The sequence below is a fragment of the Chroococcidiopsis sp. CCNUC1 genome (genome assembly GCF_023546805.1).
Taxonomy (GTDB): Bacteria; Cyanobacteriota; Cyanobacteriia; order Cyanobacteriales; family Chroococcidiopsidaceae; genus Chroococcidiopsis; species Chroococcidiopsis thermalis.
This window is the reverse complement of the sequence record NZ_CP097480.1, coordinates 2,654,757-2,676,432: the sequence shown is the minus strand read 5'-3', so window position 1 is coordinate 2,676,432 and position 21,676 is coordinate 2,654,757. Positions and strand designations below refer to the sequence as shown.

Annotated in this window: 20 protein-coding genes; 1 reads left to right on the top strand and 19 read right to left on the bottom strand. The window is 42.8% G+C overall.

Annotated elements, in window-relative coordinates; all coding sequences use genetic code 11:
- Positions 1–177: 177 nt before the first annotated feature.
- The 9 genes from M5J74_RS12520 to M5J74_RS12480 all read right to left on the bottom strand — a co-directional run bounded on the left by M5J74_RS12520 (position 178) and on the right by M5J74_RS12480 (position 11,199).
- Positions 178–1,389: an endo-1,4-beta-xylanase gene (locus M5J74_RS12520; protein ID WP_106217686.1), complete on the bottom strand. Its 1,212-nt coding sequence runs from the start codon at positions 1,387–1,389 to the stop codon at positions 178–180.
- Positions 1,390–1,728: 339 nt separating this feature from the next.
- Entirely contained in the window at positions 1,729–2,844 is a 1,116-nt protein-coding gene (locus M5J74_RS12515; protein ID WP_250016850.1) for a glycosyltransferase family 4 protein, read from the bottom strand.
- A 44-nt stretch (positions 2,845–2,888) separates the two neighbouring features.
- Entirely contained in the window at positions 2,889–3,992 is a 1,104-nt protein-coding gene (locus tag M5J74_RS12510; RefSeq protein ID WP_106167615.1) for a glycosyltransferase, read from the bottom strand.
- Between the two features lie 56 nt (positions 3,993–4,048).
- The gene (locus M5J74_RS12505) at positions 4,049–5,293 is read right to left on the bottom strand and encodes an O-antigen ligase (RefSeq protein WP_106547713.1); all 1,245 of its coding nucleotides are present in this window, start codon (positions 5,291–5,293) and stop codon (positions 4,049–4,051) included.
- Between the two features lie 84 nt (positions 5,294–5,377).
- A complete protein-coding gene (locus M5J74_RS12500; protein ID WP_106218967.1) occupies positions 5,378–6,376 on the bottom strand; it encodes a glycosyltransferase family 2 protein in 999 nt (332 codons plus the stop codon).
- Between the two features lie 49 nt (positions 6,377–6,425).
- Complete coding sequence (locus tag M5J74_RS12495; protein WP_250016849.1) at positions 6,426–7,817, bottom strand: oligosaccharide flippase family protein; 1,392 nt, start codon at positions 7,815–7,817, stop codon at positions 6,426–6,428.
- A gap of 88 nt (positions 7,818–7,905) precedes the next feature.
- Entirely contained in the window at positions 7,906–9,000 is a 1,095-nt protein-coding gene (locus M5J74_RS12490; protein WP_250016848.1) for a glycosyltransferase family 4 protein, read from the bottom strand.
- 110 nt (positions 9,001–9,110) lie between these two features.
- On the bottom strand, positions 9,111–10,292 hold the full coding sequence (locus M5J74_RS12485; RefSeq protein WP_250016847.1) for a glycosyltransferase family 4 protein: 1,182 nt from the start codon (positions 10,290–10,292) through the stop codon (positions 9,111–9,113).
- Positions 10,285–11,199, bottom strand: coding sequence for a glycosyltransferase family 2 protein (locus tag M5J74_RS12480; protein WP_015154416.1), 915 nt, complete (start codon positions 11,197–11,199; stop codon positions 10,285–10,287). The genes M5J74_RS12485 and M5J74_RS12480 overlap by 8 nt, the downstream gene beginning before the upstream one ends.
- Between M5J74_RS12480 and M5J74_RS12475 the strand changes: the two genes are divergently transcribed.
- Positions 11,198–11,386: a hypothetical protein gene (locus M5J74_RS12475; RefSeq protein ID WP_250016845.1), complete on the top strand. Its 189-nt coding sequence runs from the start codon at positions 11,198–11,200 to the stop codon at positions 11,384–11,386. The genes M5J74_RS12480 and M5J74_RS12475 overlap by 2 nt on opposite strands.
- Positions 11,387–11,414: 28 nt before the next feature.
- Here the strand turns inward: M5J74_RS12475 and M5J74_RS12470 are convergent, their stop codons facing one another.
- The 10 genes from M5J74_RS12470 to M5J74_RS12425 all read right to left on the bottom strand — a co-directional run bounded on the left by M5J74_RS12470 (position 11,415) and on the right by M5J74_RS12425 (position 21,663).
- Positions 11,415–11,939, bottom strand: coding sequence for a polysaccharide deacetylase family protein (locus M5J74_RS12470; protein WP_250016844.1), 525 nt, complete (start codon positions 11,937–11,939; stop codon positions 11,415–11,417).
- Positions 11,834–12,349, bottom strand: coding sequence for a polysaccharide deacetylase family protein (locus M5J74_RS12465; RefSeq protein WP_250016843.1), 516 nt, complete (start codon positions 12,347–12,349; stop codon positions 11,834–11,836). The genes M5J74_RS12470 and M5J74_RS12465 overlap by 106 nt, the downstream gene beginning before the upstream one ends.
- 1 nt (position 12,350) lies before the next feature.
- Complete coding sequence (locus M5J74_RS12460) at positions 12,351–14,147, bottom strand: glycosyltransferase (RefSeq protein WP_250016842.1); 1,797 nt, start codon at positions 14,145–14,147, stop codon at positions 12,351–12,353.
- Positions 14,125–14,925, bottom strand: coding sequence for a class I SAM-dependent methyltransferase (locus M5J74_RS12455; RefSeq protein ID WP_250016841.1), 801 nt, complete (start codon positions 14,923–14,925; stop codon positions 14,125–14,127). Before M5J74_RS12455 ends, M5J74_RS12460 begins: the two co-directional genes overlap by 23 nt.
- 123 nt (positions 14,926–15,048) lie before the next feature.
- Complete coding sequence (locus tag M5J74_RS12450; protein ID WP_250016840.1) at positions 15,049–15,966, bottom strand: aminoacyl--tRNA ligase-related protein; 918 nt, start codon at positions 15,964–15,966, stop codon at positions 15,049–15,051.
- A gap of 29 nt (positions 15,967–15,995) precedes the next feature.
- On the bottom strand, positions 15,996–16,262 hold the full coding sequence (locus tag M5J74_RS12445; protein ID WP_250016838.1) for an acyl carrier protein: 267 nt from the start codon (positions 16,260–16,262) through the stop codon (positions 15,996–15,998).
- A gap of 2 nt (positions 16,263–16,264) precedes the next feature.
- Complete coding sequence (locus M5J74_RS12440; RefSeq protein ID WP_250016837.1) at positions 16,265–17,218, bottom strand: hypothetical protein; 954 nt, start codon at positions 17,216–17,218, stop codon at positions 16,265–16,267.
- Positions 17,219–17,236: 18 nt separating this feature from the next.
- Entirely contained in the window at positions 17,237–18,514 is a 1,278-nt protein-coding gene (locus M5J74_RS12435; protein ID WP_015154408.1) for an ABC transporter ATP-binding protein, read from the bottom strand.
- A 16-nt stretch (positions 18,515–18,530) separates the two neighbouring features.
- Complete coding sequence (locus M5J74_RS12430) at positions 18,531–19,358, bottom strand: ABC transporter permease (RefSeq protein WP_106170528.1); 828 nt, start codon at positions 19,356–19,358, stop codon at positions 18,531–18,533.
- A 121-nt stretch (positions 19,359–19,479) separates the two neighbouring features.
- Positions 19,480–21,663, bottom strand: a complete 2,184-nt coding sequence (locus M5J74_RS12425) for a polysaccharide biosynthesis tyrosine autokinase (protein WP_106218332.1) — start codon at positions 21,661–21,663, stop codon at positions 19,480–19,482.
- Positions 21,664–21,676: the final 13 nt, after the last annotated feature.

Genomic DNA, 21,676 nt, shown 5'->3' with positions numbered 1-21,676 from the left:
ATGGCAGAGATGCGATCCCCCTAGCCCCCTTATTAAGGGGGGAAAATAATGCTTTCCTTAATGAGATAAAAAACAATGCTTTCCTTAATAACCAGGGAAACAAAGCCCCCTTTTTAAGGGGGTTTGGGGGATCTTCTGCGGCGTAGACATCAAGAATTAGTAAAACAACTCTCACTTTTAAACTTGTGTTTGAAGTCTTCTCCATGCAAGCCAAAGTTTAGAAGATTTACGACGTTGTTTAAGCTGCTCGAAAGCAAGAGCAATGCCATTCCAAGCTAACTTACGATTCATTTCAGCATCATACGGTAGCGAGCGTACTGGCGTGCCATCTTCTCTAGGTGCATAATTAGAAAGCCAGGTATACTTATCGCTCAATCCCCAAGTAATTGCGCCCAAAACCGCTGGTTCCTCCAAGACTACCGAGAGAAACTGTTTGTAAACTTCGGCAACCATGCGATCGCGTACCTTAATATCTGTCGGCATTCCTGCATCTCCAACATCCATTTCAGTGATAACGATCTTTAAACCCAGACTAGCAACATCACGCAAAAAAGTTTTCAGTTTTTTGGGGCTAAAATTATCTAGTTTGCCTATATGAGATTGTAAACCTAAACCGTGTATAGGAGTATCTTTAGATTTCAATCTTTCTAACCATTTTAATACTGCCGCTCGTCTTTCGTCGTGATAGGGAATATCGTATTCCAAAGCGTTGTCATTGTATAGCAACAAAGCTTGCGGATCTGCGGCAGCAGCAGCACGAAACGCCATCTCAATATAATCGGGTCCTAAAAATTCTAACCACGGCGTTTTTCTTAATCCATCCGGTCGTTTATCGGAAGTTAAAATTGCTTCGTTCACTACAGACCAAAAATGAATTTTTTTAGCATAGCGTGTCACGACTTTATTAATATGTTGAAGTAGTATCTGTTCGGCATTTTGCTTATTCAGCTTTGCTTCCAACCACTGAGGCATATATTCATGCCATACTAAATGAGTAGCACCAACTAACATTTTGTGTTGGCGAGCGTAATCAATTAGCCAATCACCTTTAGTAAAGGCAAAAGTGTCTGCATCTGGACGAAGCGCACCCCATAACAAATCTTCTTCTGCCATTAAAATGGCACAATCTTGGCTAAATTTCGCATTCAGCGCTGCATCGTTGGTTAGTTTATAGTATCCCGTTGCTGCTCCAAAAAGAAATCTTTTGGCTGCTGCTCGCTCGCGTAAACTTGCATTGCCGACAACCGTGAAATCTTGCGTTCCACTTTCTACTGCTTCAGCCTGTTGGCTTAAATTTTCAAGTTTCAGCAGTGGTGATACGCTTACACCTGCAAAGGTACTTAACCCTAGAGCAATTGCTAGCCGTCTTGTGATTTGCCGATGATTCATTGGTTTTACCGAAAAAAACTAGGTTGGAAACAGCGAGGTTATAAACCTACTTTTCGGACAGACACAGTTATTTAATTTTTTCTTTAAAATTGGTTGATAAGTTTTCTTATACCAATTATTGCTGCTACCTACTTTCTGGTATGTAAGCTGTTACACTTTTAACTGACATTCTCAGTGCGATCGCACTGCTTGCTACTATAACAATCCTGGATGAATCGTGAAATTGATTGCTCGTGTAGAGACGTTACATGTAACGTCTCTACACGGGAACCGTTCACAAATCAATTTGGATTGCTATATTAACTCTATACATTTTAACTTTTGACTTTTAACTTCTGACTACTTTTTTTCCTGAAAATCTAATATTAAATCGTAGATTTGCAACAGGAAATTAAAATAAGTTTTGACATCCAAAGGTGTGACGCTTTCCCGTGCCGCACTACCCAAGGAAAGTCTCAAATTTTCGTTCTGAATGAGTGATTCAATGGCAGTGGAAAGTTGTTGAATATCTCCAGGTTGGACTAATAAACCATTTTTCCCCGAGACAATCAAATCGGGAATTCCCCCTACTGGCGTTGTGATGACGGGTAATCCCCACCCCATTGCTTCGAGCAAAGCTAAGGGTAATCCTTCATTGTAAGTAGGCAAGATAAACACATGCGCTTGAGTTAATAAAGCATCTCGTTGCTGTGGATTGAGCCAATCATATATAGTAATGCGATCGCCAATATTACTAATCTTTAAACTATAACTCGCAACTAAATCGCGGGCTTTGTCAACCTCTCCATCTCCTGCCAAGATTAAATTTGCTTGGTTTCTTATCGGTTCAGGTAATATGGCAAAAGCGCGAATCAGATCGAAAGTGCCTTTACGCTGTCCGATGCGTCCTAAGAAAACAAGATTAGTTTGGTTCGATCGCTCTCGGTGAGGGACTTGAGTTGGCAATTCAATCGGATTAGCCAGTACCAAGACTTGTTCTGGTTGTAAACCAAATTTATCCACGTAGAAATTACGCCAACTTTCGGAAACAGCAATGAAGCGATCGCACTGACTAAATGCCCACAGCAATCCTTGTCTGACATTCAACGATAACCCCTGATAAAATTCATGAAACTCAGGACTATTAGAATGTAAAATTACGGGTTTGCGAAACAAGAATTTCGCAATTAAAGTCACGATTGATTTGCGATAAGCACTGCCTCTTTCGGCTACATGCGCGTGAACGATGTCCACTTTTTTCGTCAATAGCACCAAGATAACCCGAACCAGGGCGATCGCGAACCCAAAAGCTTTTTGGATTGCCGAACCATCAACTGCCGTGCCAATATGTTGAATTTGCACGTGAGCAGGAGCGTGTTTCAACATATGCTTTTCTAAAGTTACAATTCCTCCCTGCTTAGATAAGCTATCTCCCACCATCAGAACATTAATTTTTTTTTCAGCAATATTTTCCATATGCCAAGTAATTTTTGACTTTTAACTTTTAACTTTTGACTTTTCTACTCGGTAATTTGTAAAATCTGGCGATACTCTGCTAAAACTTTTGCTGTGGAAAATCGCTCGGCTCGACGCTGTAATTCAGTAGGCGCTGGCGGATAATCTAGCGTCTGGGCGATCGCCTCAGCCATCCCGGTAACATCTCCTACGGCGACTAATTTGCCATACTTGCCATTTTCTAAAATTTCTGCCGGACCACTCTTGCAATCAGTAGAAACTACCGGAGTTCCAACTGCGATCGCTTCTACTAGCACGTTACCAAAACCCTCCCAAATCGATGAGAGGACAAAAACACTTGCTCTTGCCATATAAGCGTATGGATTACTCACGAATCCCGGCATGGCAACGCTGTCTGTTAAACCGAGTTCTCCGATTAAAGCCTCTAATTCAGGTCGTTTTGTCCCTTCGCCCAAAATCATCAACCGCACGGGACGCTGTTGCTGTAACTTAGCAACAGCACGGATCAAAGTCGAAAAATCCTTCTGATTCTCTAACCTTCCCGCACCCATAATCACTGGAGGTTGGTCTGGCGCAAACCAAGGATGAGATATCTTTTCTCTTGCCCGAACGTGCAGTTCTGGAGTTACGACAGGGTTGTAAATTGCCTTAATTTTATCTTTCGGCAAACCAATATCTACGAGATCCTCAGCCACTCCCTGAGACACGGCGACAATTTTATCCGCCCAAGGATAGAACCAACGCACCAGATGAGGTGTCAATTGTCTTTTGAGTAGAGTAGAAGTTTGAGCATCGCGCGAGAGATGATTGTGGACGATCGCGACCATTTGAGTCGATACCTTCATCAGTTGCTTTGCCCAGAGTGCGACTATATTAGCATCCTCTTGTCCGCATAACATTGCGACAGGTTGCTCCCGCCGCAGATAATTTATCAAATCGGGAAAGCTGAGCAGTAACTTCTGCCGACTTCCTAAAGTGACTAATTCCACCTTTGAAGATACTTGCGACAGATATGGTCCCTCTGCCTTCACTAAAACTAAACTAACGTTTACACCTTGAGCGGCAAAACCATCAGCGAGGTTGAGCATAACTCTTTCAGCTCCGCCACCATCGAGACTCGGGATAAAAACTGCTAGGCTAGAGGTCATTCATTTTTGCTCCAAGTAGTTAATAGCTGAAAATTAGGCAAAAGATTGAAGCTAAGCTAAGCATCTATTGAGCTTTGTGAGAGTGAAAAGTATGTCGCCGTATACAACACCCAGAAAATATCATTTGACTTCAAAATTGTGCTTTCAGAAAAATTAGTTAAAAATATGAATGTCAACAAGATTAAGTGCCATAACCCATAAGATGTTTTAGACCAGCGCATCCACGTTATTGCTTGCGTATAAGCTTTAAAAAAACCGATTAAGTAAACTGAAACTCCAATCAATCCTAGATCGAGCCATAGATCTAATAAGCCGTTATGAGAGAAGGCTACTTTCCATCCACTGGCTAGCCGAACATAAGCAGATGCTCCTTCATTACCTCGCCAAAAAGCGCTATATCCATAACCTAACCAAGGACGTTCGCCAATTTTGTCGATGACAGCCGACCAAACTTTAGTTCGACCAGTTAAAGTTAAATCTTTACCCAAACTATTTAATACAAGATCCAAATTGCTTGTAATTAAAACAGCTAAGCCACCGCAGAATAGTGCCACGGCAATATATAGTAGCAGCATCCAAGAAAAGTTCCATCGCAAAGCCCGATATAAGGGAAATAGTGCTATAACAATTGCTAGGATAATCCAAGAGCTAGTAGAAAATGAAAGTAACACTTGACTGACTGCAAGGCTCAAGGTAATCCAGGCTAAATATCGAGATTTTGAATCACTAAAAGCCACGATCGCTAAGACAATCGTGCTTAAAGTCATCATCCGACCGAAAACATTTTTGTGGATATATACCCCTTGCAAAACCGATCCTAAAGCTGTGCTATTTGGGTCAGGAACAATTGCGTAAGCTGGTAACGCTATGGTAAATAATATACTGGATAAAACTGCTATTCCAAAAGTCCAAGCTAAGAGATGCAATTGCTCTTTGTGGCTATATCGTGTAGCGAAATAGATCCCGAATGAAGTTGCACCTGAAACGGCTAAACTTCGTCGCAGCGTGATTGCAGGTGCATCTGACCATAAAATTGAGACGATCGCGATCGCGACTAACAATAATAAAAGCTTGCCTTTTACCAGCGCTTGTATAATTTTTCTCCATCGAAGCAATATGAGCGCAAATGTCGTGATATAAATCGAGTAGAAAGGAATTTGTAGTGCTACAACTCCCTCAGATGTGAGTACGATCAGTGATTCTCCACTGATGATTTCATACAGGCGGGGAAACCAAGCTCCCGTAAGAGTCAGCAACGATATAACTGTAAATATCTTTTCCGCACCAAGTAAAAGTTTCATTCTGAAAGATTTAACTTTTTAAGTTATTTTTTTTAAATCAGATAGCGATCGCATAGTTAGTAAAACTGTTACTAAAGACTCGCTCTATATGCGATTTAAACTGATTTTTTTTGATTGGCGAGATAGAGCAACCCACAGCGGAGCCGCTCGCTGTGTTAAGTTTCTGATGATATGTAAAACCGATAGGACAATGATTTGAGGATTGGTAATAATTTTGGCGATTGCGGCGAACAGTTTTTCGCTTTTAAACACGGCTTTTAATTGGTTGTAAGCTAAACTAATACTTAAATGAGTTCCAACGATTTTATATCTTCTTGTTAAAGAACGTGTGAGGGCAAAGTTTTTGTGAACTGCATCGGCTTGAAGAAAGCGATCGACATCCGCGTACATTTGCTGCTGACATGTTAGATAATCGGTAATCAGAGAGCCAGGACGAGAGCAATAAAAATAATATGGCTGAGAGTCGATGATAAACTTTGCCCCACAAATGAGAGCTTTCAAATAAAATTGAAAGTCTTCTCCATAGCGTAGATTGTCATCGAAACTTAAATTATGATGAACGAGAAAACTACGTTTAAATATGGGTTTGACTACACCCAAATCCATTTCAATAAAATCTATTGCATCGATTTGCGTAACTCCTTGAAACTTAGGTCGTCGCCAACCAAATCCTAGCGGAGCAGAAAATCTCGTTCCCCACGGCTGCTTGGCTCGATTGGCAATGAGATATAAGTCATCGGCTACTACATCTGCATCTTCTGCTAGAGCGACTTGTAGCAACTTTTCAATTCTTTCAGGGGCAAACCAATCATCAGAATCTAACAAAGCTATCCATTCTCCCCTAGCTGCGGCAATACCGCGATTGCGGCTGTAGCTAGGTCCCTGATTGCAGTCATTTACCAGTAATTGAAGGCGATCGCATTTATACTGTTGTACCACTTGTACAGTAGCATCAACAGAAGCATCGTCTACAACAATAATTTCTACTTGAGATTCTGTCTGTTGCAATACAGATTTTATTGCCCTGGCAATATAATCCTCACTATTATATGTGGGTACAATTATTGATACTTTGGGACGCATAAATTTGCCTTATGACGACTGACTTATGACTGATTTTTGTCAAGTGATGTTAACGCTCCGATTGAGCTTGCCGCAGGCTGTCGATGTAGTATTTCAACTGTCGATAGGTAGCAGGCATACAAAACAGCGCGACCAAACCTAAAGCAGACCACCAACCCAATTGGTAAATAAATAAAGCTCCTACCAAAGCTAGCCACCAAATTGTGGGTAAGCGATAGGCAGGACTTTTAATATGTTGCACGACAAAAACATGGAGAACGGCATAGCTAGCTAAAGCCGCTACCTCGCCCCAGCCGTAGCCGACGAAACCATTAAAATGAGAGGTTGCAACCAACGCCGTGCCAGCAAACAAGATAATGTGTGTTAAGTGGAAAGCGGTCACTTCCCAGTTGCGCTGCAAGACGTAAAGCACGGAACAATGGAGATTGAACACGGCGTTGCTGAGGTAACTGAGGGCAATAAAAGGATAGATTTGAATGACTGGCAACCAGTGCTGACCGAACAACAACGGTATCAGCCAAGGATTGAGCCAACTAACGAATACTAACAGGGGACCCAGCGCTAAGATCTGAAGGCTCATACCTTCGCTCACTGCTTTACCGAGTCGCACGCGATCGCCTTGGAGACGAGCCAAAGCTGCGATCGACAATCGCCAAGTTGCGGTTTTGACAAAACTCAGGACTTCCACAATCCGAATCGCTAAGGCGACAAATCCCACTGCTTCCGCACCTGCATACCTACCAACCACTAAGGGGTTGACCAGGTTACGCAGTTGCCAAACCCAAGAGGAAGCAGAGTAGCCAACACTGTAGCTCAGCATCTGCTTAATAACATCTGGTTGCCAATGCAAACGAGGGCGATAATCTGCCCGCCAGTAAAGTAGTCCTAGAGTCATAACTTGTTGCGTCCACCATCCAATCGCAGGCGACCAGACACCAGCTCCCTGAAACGCCAGAGGAAGGGCGACTAAGTAGTAAACGAACTGACCGTTCAGTTCGATCAAAGCGACGTGTTTGTAATCTAAGTGCCGCTCTAGTCGTGCTAAAGGAACTTGACTCAGCAACACAACTGGCAGTCCCAGAAACATGACGCGAGCCACATCGCTAAATCCTTCTAAGCGCACCCACTCTTGTAGTAAGGGTATTCCTATCAGAGATATGCCAGTACCTCCTAGCGCCAGTAAGAGCAGCAAGGTAAAGGCTTGATGGTAAAGTTTGATGTCTTCTTCATCTTTCTGCCGCACCAGATAAATCTCAATTCCTAACTGACTGAGGCTTTGAACGTAGACAAAAATATTTAGCGTGGCAGAGTACAGCCCGTATGTTTTCGGACCTAAAATGCGGGTAAGTAGTAAAACACCTCCCAAAGAGAGAATCATACCTAATGCTTGGCGCAGAACTAAGAACGTCCCGCCTCGCATGACTTGAGTACGTAGGCTCATGCCGTTCTGCTCAGCAAACTATACAAGTTAACCTCTGTTAAACCATACATTTTGTCTTTCCTCGCTAACCGCTTGGTATGGACAAAATTCAATTCAGGGGCGATCGCAAGCTCGATGTCGGTCGAACTCGATGCTGATAAATTTGTAGTGTCGTGCGTGCAAAGCTATCCCAGCTCCACTGCTCCACTACTCGGCGGTTGCGATCGCCTATTTGTTGCAACTGAGACTTATGTTGAATTGCATCTTTCATAGCATACAACAAACTGTCCGTTTCTTCTGGATTGTAGAGAAACCCTCCTAAGTCACCGACTACTTCGCTAATACAGCCTTTACGGGGAGCAACACACGCACGACCGAAGGACATAGCTAAAATTACCGAACCCGAGGTTAAGATATCTCGGTATGGTAGTACGATCGCATCGCAAGCATTCATATAGATTTGTAATTGCTCGTCAGCGACAAAACCCGGAATGAATTTAATTTCATGACAATCTTGCACTTGTTGCTGAATCTGTTGAGTTAATTCCTGAGAAGCTTTACCAGCAATCACTAAATAAACTTTATCTTGTTTTAGCTGCTTGAAAGCATCGATGAGTTCGGGAACGCCTTTGTAAGCCCGAATCAATCCCAGAAATAGAAAAATTAGATTGGCATCTGTTATACCTAATTTTTTTCGCGCTGTATCGCGGTCTATATTATTTTCATAGTAGTTGATGTAATGGGGATGTGAAACAACAAAAACCTTACTTTTGTTGAAGATATGAAATGATTTAATGACCGTTTGTTTTGCTTGTACGCAATGGGTAATAATAGCATCGGCAAATATAGCGAGAAAAATACTATAAATTCGCTCTGCACGCACTTGCATGTTTTCGTGATTTTTTAAATCGTGAACTGTCCAGACGATTCTAACTCCTGCAAGCTTTAAAAATATAATTTGACTGAAAAATGCTAAGAGCTTGATTGCGAAAGCTAACGGATTTGATGATAAATAGAATGGGTATAGTGAGTGAAAGTGAACGATATCTGGTCGCCAGCGAATAACCTCTGGAGTTAGAAATAATTTCCCATTATTACTGAAAGTTTTTACGTCTATACCTAATAGCTGGAGATGCGTTACTAAAAGCTGCTGATAAGGATTTCTCGACCACCAAGGCAGAAAAATCACCTTTAAATGGTGCATATTATTCTCACTTTATCAAACGCAAAAGTTTGTAAATAATTAAAATAATTCATGGTTTCTCTTGAGATATTTGGTTATTTGCCATGCTGCTTAGAACAAAAAATTTTATCTCAGGCAACGTTTTGATTCCCATTTTTTACTATTATCTTTTGCACTAAATCCAAAGTTTCAAAACTCATTTTAGTAGCAGAGAATTCACGAACTCGCAGTTTGGCATTTTCTGCCATACCTCGCATTAAAAGGGGATTTTGCAAAGCCCATCGCAGCTTAGCTAAAAGATCGTGGCGATCGCCCTTACGAAATAATAAACCTTCCAACCGATCCGTAATTATTTCTGGCATAGGATTAGCATTTGAAGCAACAATTGGTAGACCGTAAGCCATTGCTTCTAATAAAGCAAAGGGGTATCCTTCATAATGACTGGGAAATAAAAAGAGATCGGCGGCTTTGAGTAACTGCGGTATGTCATTTCGATAGCCGAGAAACAGCACAGATGCTTCTATTTTTGTCGCTTTGACTTCTGCTTGTAACTGCGATCGCAGTTCTCCATCTCCTGCCCAAATAAACTTGACTTCAGGAAATTCTTTAGCGATCGCGGGAATAATGGGGATTGGGTCGCTGTATCCTTTCTGTTGGTTCAGCCGACCGACAGTTAAAACTAAACGGCTAGTTAACGGTAATTCTAATTCTTGCCGGAGGCGATCGCGCAGCGCTACAATCTCTTGAAGGCTTTGCTTGTCCATCTCTAATTTCGTCCCATTATAAATACATTTCACTTCACTAACTGGCATCTGGAATATCTTACCAACTAACTTTTGACTATATTGGGAAACAGCTACCCATTGTTGATTTCTAACTCTCGACCAATTATAAAGTGTTAATTGCCACTGGCTTAAGGTAATTTGGCAAGGAACTAGCTGAAACACCACCACTGTAGGAACATTTAAATAAGCGCAAGCAAAAATAGTACCTAAACTGCGGTCTACCCAAGGAAGAACGATGATAACCGCATCGGGTTGAATTTGTAAAAACAAGGAAAGCGTCCGCAAGCAATCTGGTAAATATTGCCGTAAAGTTCTGAGTTTTCGAGTATAAGTTTCAGCTATTTCTAAACAGTGATAGTTAATTTTATGCTGCTGAAAATCTTGAGCCAGAGAAGTTGTTTGTGGTGTTTTAGGAAAAGCTGCATGAACTTGCCAGCCTTGCTGCTGAGCATCACGGGCAATAGTTAGAGCGTATTCCTCTGCCCCACCCCTTTCTACAGATGGAAAAATAATTAATAGTTTATTCATTAGTTATTTTGAATTTTTCCCATATTTTCTGTCCGCGCCACACAATGCCAAACCGCCACTTCAACCAGAGTCGATGTAGGTGGGGATGACGGTAAGGAAAGAGTTGCTGTTGGACAACTCGCCAAACTTCCGATTGCTGCAATCCTGACTTAGATAGATAGTCTTCTAGCCACGTCAGAAACATTTGTCGCGCTGCTAGAGTTTTGCCACTAACGTGAGAGTCAGTAGTACAGGCTTGGGAGTGCTGGCGATAGAGATACCAACATTGGCTCGATACAAAAGTTGGGTATTTCAAACAGAGTTTGGCATGAAAGGCTTGGTCTTCATACATACCGCGAAAAGATGTTTCATATCCATTTACAGTTTCAACAGCTTGGCGACGTACCATAACATCGCAAAGTGAAGCCCATTCATCTTTTAGAAATAGAATCAGAATGGTAGGTGGAGAGATCGCAGTATTCAAAGGTAATGCATACTTTTGAAGAAAATCTCGCGAGCGATCGCTCTCGTTTCCCGTCCAGCTGTACCACCATTTCGTTCTGCCACAAACCAAGCCAACTTCAGGATGAGACTCTAAAATTGCGACTTGTTGGGCAATTTTATCGGGTAAATAAACGTCATCCGCATCTAAAAAGGCAATATAATCTCCTCTTGCGTGTTGAATTCCCAGATTGCGCGAGGCACTCATGCCGCAATTTTTATGACCTGGATGTTCTAAATAGCGAATTTTTTCGGGATATCGATCGCTATAGTCGCGAGCAATTTTGCTACTGCTATCCGTAGAACCATCATCAACGAGTAACAGTTCCCAAACATCGTATGACTGAGCGATCGCACTGGCGATCGCCTCTTCAATATAATCCTCAGCGTTTAAAAATATAGTAATAATTGAAACAAGTGGCTGCATGAGTTGGGAGTCGGGAGTCGGGGAAAGAAAGCTGAGGGAGACAAGGCAGAGGGGGAGACAAGGCAGAGGGGGAGACAAGGCAGAGGGGGAGACAAGGCAGAGGGGGGAGACAAGGCAGAGGGGGAGACAAGGCAGAGGGGGGAGACAAGGCAGAGGGGGGAGACAAGGAAGAAACTCTAGCCACTAGCCACTAGCCACTAGCCACTCTTCACTGTTCAAACATCGAACCAACGCGATAGCCTCCTAGCAAACTCTTCTCCATTCCAGTTTTGAATTTCGACGCGGGGTAGCTCAAACAGATTGCTATGGCGTTGGACGCTAGCGTGAATCGTGGCACAAGCACAGTTAAAGCCAGCATCGCGGACGATAGCTACCGAGTCTGAGGTGTAGTTGCCGAAGGGATAGGAAAAGCTTGTCACCTCGTGTCCGAGCAGTTCTTCAAGTTGAGCTTTGCTGTGGTAAATTTCTTCTTGCTGCGAAGATAAGGGCAGAGAGCAGAGAAATGGATGCGCGATCGTGTGAGCGCCGATTTCAACGAGCGATCCCCGCTCTAGAGTTGCTACTTCTGCGCGGGTGAGAGAACGATGGGTCGAACGGCTCCCTGCTGTCATTCCCGCCCAGGTTAGCAGTCGATCTAAAATGCGATCGCGATCGCCTGCTGGTAAAACGCGAAGTAGTTTCCAGACCTCGTAATAGACCAACTGACGTGGAGTGGGGGATCTTCCTGTTCTGCTTTCCAATGGCGATGCTGCTGGTATGTTGACTCGGTGTAATTGGCAAATTCTCCCAAATCCCACTGATATTGACAGCCATTGATATTTAGCTCTAGTTGCTGGGGTAATGCCCCAGGTTGCAAAAATAGCCGCTCTAACTCATCCCACCAAAATTCTCGTTCGCGATCGACATAGCCGCTAGCAATAAAGATAGTGGCAGGTACGTCATAGCGTTCGAGTATTGGCTTGGCATTGTGGAGGTTATCAGCGTAGCCATCGTCAAAAGTAATGACAACGTGACGGCGATGATGTTTGCCCTCTGCTACGTCTTGGCTCAATCGCCGCAGTTGTGTTAGCTGGGTATATTGGCGCAAGACTTGCAATTGCTCGGCAAAGTGCTGGGGTGTCACGCACAATCCCCAAGGGTCACAACTCACGTCAGTAACGCGATGATAGAGCAGAATCAGCGACCCTGGCTGAAGCCGGTTGCGACAGCGACGGGCAAACCGTCGTATCCGATTGGCTCCAGGTATTTTCCCAGGTATTTTCATGATTTACCTCTGGTTTAGTTACCCTCACGCTAATTAACAATTCATAATCAGGATCGAAGTAGTCTAGTTCTTCTTGGCGCAGTTCCTCGACGGCTAATCCTTGTAGAAATGACATTGCAGCTAATACATTGCCATACGCTTCTACTTTTATCTGGGCTGCTGGAAAAGCTTCAGAAAATAACTTCCGAGTTGAAAGGGTTGTAAATCGCCAGTATTCTCCCCAAGTTTCCATATCGCTACGGCTGACTTGGCTAATGCCAGCGAAAGTTGCTAATATAACTCCCCCTGGCTTCAATATCCTGTGTAGAGTTGCGATCGCCGCCCGCACGTCGTAAATAAACGGTAGGGTTTGCGTAATAATAATGCAATCGAAAGTATTTGAGGGTACGCTGTTTTCATCGCAACAGGTCAAGTCAGCGACTATTGTTGCTGCGAGGTTATCCTGAGTTACGTGCAGGATATCGCTTTTGCTGACGCGATCGCCGCCAAACTTGAGCGTGTATTTGTTTTCGCTCACTTCCAATACGTGTCCGCGTATGGCATCGGCATGGCTGGCAAGAAATTTCTCAATGTAATAGCGATCGATCGGCAAACCGCGATTGAAACCGAAGTTTTGGCTGACGGGTTTGAGACGGCGGAGATTACCAAAGCGCACTCCGCCTAAGTGTGACGTACCTCTAAATCTTTTTTGAAATTTCAGCCAGTACAGCAAGTCTCTGGGTAAAACCCGCCGCCCAGCTGACTTTAATACCGTTTTCGCCTGCTGTCGCCACAGTCTCAGCATTCGCCCTACTGGATACAACAATGGATACCGATAAGGCAGTAATTCTGTTTGGAGAACGCTCCACACCTGCGTTCTCTCAGCACCGCGATCGCGTAAGTAAGCCTCTACCCAACGCAAAAAAGTGCCACGAGCGGGACTGGGGTGAAAAGAGTTATACTCTCCCTCCTCAATTGCTATGCGACAACTACTTTGGGGGTGCTGTCGATATCGATCCCAGCATTTCCCTGAGACAAACACGGGTGCTTGAAGAAATATTTTGGTGTAAAAGACCATATCTTCGTACATGGTGCGAAATTCTGGCTCAAATTCACCAATCCTCTGAAATACATCGCGGCGGATCAGGACGCTACAAGTAGATGCGACGGTAGATTCATTTTGTAAAAAGAGTTCTAGCAGCGTGGGTGGCTGGACTAGAGTGTCGGGTTCAACGCCCAATTCTGTGAAATAGTTGTATTGGCGATCGCTCTGGTTTCCCGTCCAACTAAACCAAAAGTGAGTGCGTCCGTAAAGCATGGCGGCTTCGGGCTGCGATTCTAGAATAGCAACTTGCTGTACCAATTTCTGTGGCAACCAAATGTCGTCAGCATCGAGAAAAGCAATGTACTCGCCTTGAGCGTGACGAACGCCTAAATTCCGCGCCGCACTCATGCCGCAATTTTGATGATTTTCGTGTTCGAGATAACGGACTTTGTGAGGGTATTGTTCGGCATAGCGACGGGCGATCGCCGTACTCCCGTCCGTAGAGCCGTCATCAACTAATAGCAGTTCCCAGTTGTTGTAAGTCTGGGCAAAGACACTGGCGATCGCTTCCTCAATAAATTGTTCTTCATTGAGGAAGATAACAATCCCAGAAACGAGAGGTTTGTCCACGATCGTTTCAATTTTGCTGACTGTCTTCATTGCGATCGTTACTAGTAGGTTTTTGACAAACGTAGTGCAACCACTCGCTATCTCTATCTAAAGAATTAATATCAACGAACTGGGCTTGGCGATTGAGAATAGCAATGTTTTTAAAACCGATATTTACAAGCTGCTTTACCTGCTCTTGCTTTCTAATGTAATATGTCAAATGTCCGAATCCGGCTAAAGGATCGCTAAGAATTTCATATTTATCAGTGTGTATCTGATATTTTCTTACTTTCAAATAACTCATAACGTTAAAAAGATTTCTTGCGATCGCTTGCGGACGTTTCATGTCGTACTTATTAAAGGCAGTGACAATTTTGCGATCGTCTAAATTATGGCTGGAAAATGCAAATATTCCGCCACTTTTTAAAACTCTATAAATTTCTTTCAATGTTTTTATTCTCTTTTCATGCGACATGCAATCTATGCCATTAAATGAAAAAATGATAAAATCAAAGCTTTCCCCATCAAACATATGCATATCGCTAGCATCACCATGTATGAAATTTAGAGAGCTATGCCATTTTTGACACGCTTTCACCATTTCCATCGAATAATCAATCCCCGTATAATTTGAGGTTAGTTCGCTTAATGCGATCGCTGTTCTCCCACCACCACAACCAACATCAAGAATCGCCTTATCTTTGATATGCTGCTCGTACTTTTCAAAAATAGTTTTTTCTTCTATCCATAAGTCTTTTTGCGTGCATATATACTCTTTAACAGTACTTGGCTTTTCATATAAGGTTTGATTAAACAGATCGATTGACATAATTCATGTCCTTTGTTAAATGTTGTATTTGTCAACTTCATTAAAGTCGAAAATTTTCTTTTAACTCAGATTGTTGTAATTGTTTGTTTTTTACGGGCGCGATTACCCATAACTAGAGTTTTTTTATTCTCCTGACTCCTGACTCCTGACTTCTGGCTCCTTTTTCTGTAAAACAGCAGGTAAATTTTCCCAGTTTTGACCGTACTCGCGAATGCAAGCAGATAACCAGCGTTCTAAACCAAAAGCCACACAACCTGTATAGGCTGGTTCTCCGGTGCAGTCTTGAATGTTAAAGCGATCGCCAAAAAATTTACGGTGAAAGTTGAGCGAAGTAATTGCCAAGCGATCGCGATAAAGAAATTCATATTTTAGCGGTTCTAATTTTTGTAAAATCAGTGCGGGATCGCGTTTGTCAAAGAAAGGATCGGTGGCTTCGCGAAGTTGAAAAGGTAATTTAGCCTGGTTGAGTATTTCTGTAATCAACTGACGGTAGGTATTGAGAAAATTTCGGACTGTCTCTTGACGACCGATACAGACGATTTCTCTCATATGAAAAGTCCACTGTCGTTCGCCTGCTTTATAGATTGACTCTTGGCGGAAACAGGGGGAACAAACGGTAATGAAAAGGTCATTTTGCAGTTTTTTGTTGCTCAGGTGGTTGTAAACTGCGTAGCAAGCTGCTGACGGTAATACGTAGCGTGCTGGCGTAAGGTAATTTTGGTCTACTTCGGTCAGCCTTTCGTTTCTGGTAGAATCGACAAACCGCTTCATTCCCTCATTGTTACTGTCGATTTGCGTTGTTAGGGTAGCTAAGTGTGGAAAAGAGCTGAAGTAGTCAGCCAAATCAAGGGAATAAACCGATAGTACTGGCGGAAAGGAATACTCAATTGCTCCTACTACTTCTGCCCAGCTACAAAACAAGGCATCAAGTCGCCGTCGCAGTTCTACCTGAGAACCCTGTAGGGTTAGTAGCCCTGCGTCAGAATTAAAGCAACTGTAGATATTTTCTGACTCTAGTGAAGCAAAAGTTTCCGATGACATTACTAGCTTAAACCTCCGAGCGTCAAATATTATTTTTGGGCGAGTTTAGTTTTCACAAACTCGCTTAAACTCGCGATTGATTGAAAATTTTCGGGTTGAAGGTCTTCGTCTTCTACAGTTATGTCAAATTCAGTTTCTACAAAAGTCATTAATTTGACAATACCTAAAGAGTCAACAATATCGCTGCCTAAGAAAGTTTCATTCTCGCCGAGCGATCGCTCGTTTGCCTGTGGGAATTCCTTCAAGATAAATTGGCGAATCTGCTGTCTTATATTTTGATTTTTTTTGACAATCATTTTTACTCACTTATTCCATAAGTATTTTTTTTAAATGTATTCTTTATTTCGTACCAATATTTGGTTTCATGCCATAAACCACGCAATTCTTTTAAGTTACTCGGAATTAAACTAAAATTTAATAAAATAAGTTCTGAGTATAAATTATCAATTTGAGCTAGTTTTAAGCTAGAAGACCTGTAAAGTTTGGGAAAACTAAACGGTAAATCGTAACTGAATGGTAATTTGAACGGCGCGATGAGCCGCGAATCTACCACAACTAAAGGAATACGACTGTGCCTGATTATTTCAGAACGGATTGCGCCGCTGTACTGCGAAAATATTTGAATATTGCTGATGTATTGAATGTAGCAGTGTGAAAGAAATGCTTGTTTCACTATAGTATATATGACGTAGCAATAATTTTTGCCATTGTCAATTAATAAATGATAGCAGTTAGAATAACTGCTATGGTCTTGAAATAATTTTAAATCTTGTTTTGAGAACTGCTCTGCTATTTGAGGTTTTTCTTGAGATAGGTGAACTATCTCGATCGCACTCCTATTTCTGCCGCTAACTGGTAGTAATACACGTAGCTTTGAATCTAATCTTTTAAATCCTAGCTTTTGCAGGATTTCGATCGCTCTAGGGGCTGGACTGAGATCTGTCAGCGTACAATCTTTTAACCTCAAAACGGGTAGAAGTAACGATAGACTGCGATCCCTATATTGCGGTTTGACTATCCAACTATGAATGTTACAAAAATTCTCAACGCGATCGGCGATCGCTCTACGACTAAAAATTAATCCTAAAAAACCAACAACTTCTTTGCCATCAAACAATCCATAACCGCAATAATCTTCCGCCTGCCAATTATAATCAAAAACGTTTCTCCAATTAACTTGAGCATTTAAATCTAAAAGTAAAGGAAAAACCTCTTCATACATCGAACGATCTATTTTTTGGAGTGAAACCATATTGTTTCTCAACTGAAATTAGCCTACATTAGTAGACCATTGGTATCGCAGCAGGCAAGTCGCCCAACTGCGAGGAGGTGACTTACCCGAGCCATAAATATCGTAAGCTTCTACATCAAAACATGTGGCATATTCAATACAGTCAAGCAGAATTTCACCTCTGAGTAACTCCAGTTCAACGCGACATCGCCCTGGTGTCAGATACATTGGTTCTGTAATGCAAGTCACCGTACCTTCAGCAGGAAGAAGCTCGGGAACTCCTCCTACAACATTACTATCTAGGGCAAAAATGGCATATTCATTGTTGTAATCGTAGATAGTGACTAAAAGTCGTGGTGAGTAAATTGGTTTTTCACTACGGTAGCCGATGGTGAGTTTTAGGCGGCTAATCGAACAAATAACTTTACTTCCATCGCCATCTTCAATATTAATAAAAGTTAATTTTGCGCTGCCATCTCCAGAGCGATCCTGTCGCTGTTCCAATATAGTTGAATTGAGTTGTGTTAGCGATCGCAAGGATAATAGATATTGCTCGATGACATCACCTGAATTTCCTTGAGCCGCTATACTTCCGGCTTTGAGTAAGCAAGCTTTAGCACACAAAGCTTGAACCATTTGCATATTATGACTGACAAATAAAACCGTCCGACCTTCTTGAGTCGCTACATTTTCCATTTTACCCAAACACTTCTTTTGAAATGCTATATCTCCTACTGCTAAGACTTCATCGATAATTAAAATCTCTGGTTCTAGATGAGCGGCAACAGCAAATGCTAGTCTGACGTACATGCCGGAAGAATAGCGCTTTACGGGCGTATCTAAAAATTTTTCGACTTCCGCAAAAGCAACAATTTCATCAAATTTACTTTTAATTTCAACTTTACTCATTCCCAGAATTGCGCCGTTGAGATAAATGTTTTCTCTTCCTGTCAGTTCTGGGTGAAAACCCGTTCCTACTTCTAAAAGACTAGCAACTCGACCTTTAATTCGGATTTTACCTTTGGTTGGTTCGGTAATGCGGCTTAAAATTTTTAGTAATGTTGATTTTCCGGCTCCGTTTCCACCGATAATACCAACGCACTCGCCCTGCTTAACTTCAAATGAAACATCCTTGAGCGCCCAAAATTCTTCGCGAGTTGGTTTAAATTTGTGCGTGCGTTTGGGAGTTAATAGTCTTTGAGTTAAAGACTTGGTTTTCTCAGTAATTTTTTCTCGCAAATTAGTATATCCACCTGCTTGCTGCGCTAGCAGATATTTTTTTCCCAACTGCTCGACACGAATAACGGTTTGTGACACGATCTATTCCTACAATTTAAATCACGTCTGCGAAGGTGCGCTCCGTGCGTCGAAAATACCAAATACTGCTAGTCAGTAAGAGTAAAACTAAGCCTACGCTCAGAATTAATCCTGGTAGGTAAAGTTGAGCTTCTCCCCCTAAAATTGCCCAACGGAACCCATCAATCACCCCTACCATCGGATTTAGAGAATATAGCAATCGCCACTGTTCGGGAACGATATTGCTACTAAAACCTACAGGCGAGATGTATTGACCGACTTGAACGAGAAACGGTACGACATGGCGAAAATCTCGATATTCGACTGTTAAGGCTGCTAACCATAGACCAGCACCTATTGCCGCAGCAAAGGCGATCGCAGTAAATAAAGGTAGTGTGAGAATTCGCCAATCAGGTACGAAATTGTACCATGCCATTAAAGCTAGTAATATCATACCAGAAATTAAAAAATCTATAAAGCAGACCACAACTGCACTTACGGGAACGATTAAGCGAGGAAAATAAATCTTAGAAATAATTTGAGAGTTCGTAATTAAGCTATTGCTACACTCGGTCAGGGCATTCGCAAAAAATTGCCAGGGTAGCATTGCGGCGAACACCATAATCGGGTAAGGCACGTTTCCTTCTGAGGGCAATTTAGCCAAAACGCTAAAAACTACTGTCAGCACGATCGTAGTGAGAAACGGTCGAATCAGCGCCCAGAGAATACCGATCGCGGTTTGTTTGTACCGAACCAAAATATCTCGCCAAGCGAGGAAATATAATAATTCGCGATAGTCCCAAACATCTCGCCAATACTGACTTTCAGTTTTGCCTGCTTCTAATACGATCTCGCGCGTTTTCATGTTGATGAAGGGTGGAAGTCGGAAATCGAAGGTTACAGAGCGCTAACTATCCTTTGTAGAGACGTTACATGTAACGTCTCTACATTGACAACCGATCCATTACCCATTACCTATTACCATTTCACCTACTAGAGACTACTGTGGTATCGAGATTGTCTTGACTTTGAGAATGGAAGGAACTGTAAGGTCGATTTTCGGACGGAACGCTATTGGCAACAACTCCCAGCACTGTCTGACAGGAACATTTGAGAGCCTCTCTTGCCGCAGCTGCATTAGTATAATCGACCACCCCTAGCCTAGCGACCAACAAAATTCCATCGGTAATTTTTCCTAGAGTTAAAGCATCTGCCGCTACTACCAAAGGCGGAGCGTCGATGATGACGAAATCGTAGCGATCGCTTAAAGAACTAACCAATGCAGCCATTCGCTGTGAGTCGATTAAAGCCATTGGGTTAGGTGGCACGACTCCAGCCGTAAGAACGTGTAAGTTGGGCATAACTTGTTCTACTGCTGCCTGAAAGTCGGTTCCGCCAACGAGGACGTGGCTCAAACCCTCTACATTCGTTTGCTGCCAAATATGGTGTTGGATCGGAGAGCGGAGGTCGGCATCAATTAATAGTACTCTGCGTCCTAGCTGGGCGATCGCGACGGCTAAATTAGCACAAACGGTCGATTTGCCTTCTTTGGGTACTGAACTCGTCACGACGACAGCTTTGAGCGGACGATCTAAATTCAAAAACCGCAAGTTAGCTTGTAACATGCGATAAGCTTCCGCTGTCAACGAGCGAGGGCTATTTCTCACCGCTAGTTCGGGAACTGGACAATCTTGCTGTCGTTCAGGTTTCAATTTGATGAATTTACCAAGTTGAGGAATGCTACCAATTAAGGTATAACCAAACAACTGCTTAATTTCTCTAAGTGTTTTGATTGATGCGTCGCTCAGTTCGAGTAAAGTAATCGTGGCGATCGCCAGTAGTATTGCGGCGATTCCTCCTAAACCGAGAGTCATCACTCTTTTACCCAATAAGGGAGTTTCTGGCACTAATGCTGTTTCAATAATGCTGGCGTTACCAATATTTCTGTTTTGCTCTACCCGTAGTTCTTGCAGTTTTTTCAGCATTAATTCGTAGGTAGCTTGGGCGGCTCTGACTTGTCGCTCTAACTCCCGTTGTTGCTGCTCTAATTGCGGTAAAACTGTCGCTCTTTGCCTGTAGTTCGTTCTAGCTTGAGCTAAAAATTTTAATCTATTAGACAAACTGAGGCGTTCGACTTCCGCTCTTACCAAGTCTTCAGCCAATTTTTGTTGCAACTCGCCTGCTTCTAAATTGCGATTCGATACCTGCTTCGAGTTGCCCAACATTTGTCCTATGCGTCCTTCTAACAACTGTTTGAGGGCATTCCGTTTTTGTTGTAATTTTTGGACTTCGGGGTATGTGTCTTCAAAACGAGTTTGGAGGACAACCAAATCGCCTTCTACCCGTTGTAATTCTGCCAGGGTCTTTTGTATTCCGGGGGACTCTTTGAGAGAATTAATCGGTACGACATCTTGGGAAGTGAGGGCAATTTCTTTTTGCAGTTTTGTCGCTCGACCTTGAGTTTGTACGAGTGCTGCTTCTGCAAGTGTGATTTGGTCTTGTAGTTCCTTCAGCACTTCTACAGCTGAGATAGCTTCATGTTCTAAGCTAACGATTTGGTGTCGTTCCTTGAAACGGCGCAAACTAGCTTCAGCTGCCCGCACTGTGCTTTCTGTCTGCGGCAGTTGCTTGACGATAAAATCTTCTGCGGCTGAGGCTTCGGCACGGTTACTCTGAATGTTGTAATCTACATAGGCGCTCATCAATTTATTGACGACTGCTGCTGCTTCTTGAGGATCTTTACTTTCGTATGCGACTTGCAACACGTCAGTAGCGGGAATATTTTTCAGTGTCAACTGGCTAATCAGTGCTGTCGGTTTGAGCGGCTTACCTTCCTCATCTTTAAGGGTGAGAGCAGCGATCGTTTTCTGTGCCAACGGGATCGAACTGACGATTTCCGACTCGGTACTCACCGGATTGCTCTCAGCGCTGAGCGGTTCCAAGCGCGGCTCGTACTTTTCAGGGTTGAGACTAGAAGTCTCGCTGGGCTTTTTGAGCAAGAGCTTGCCTTCTGCTTGGTATAGCGGCGCTTGCAAAAGGGTTACGATTGTTGAGAGTCCTAAGACAAAGCCAAATACCCCTGCTGCTGCCAACCATCGTCGTTTGATGGCTAACTGCAAGTTTTGCAAGTTGATGTCTACGGCTTCTCTAGATTCCACTCTAGATTCCATAAGCTAATGGTAA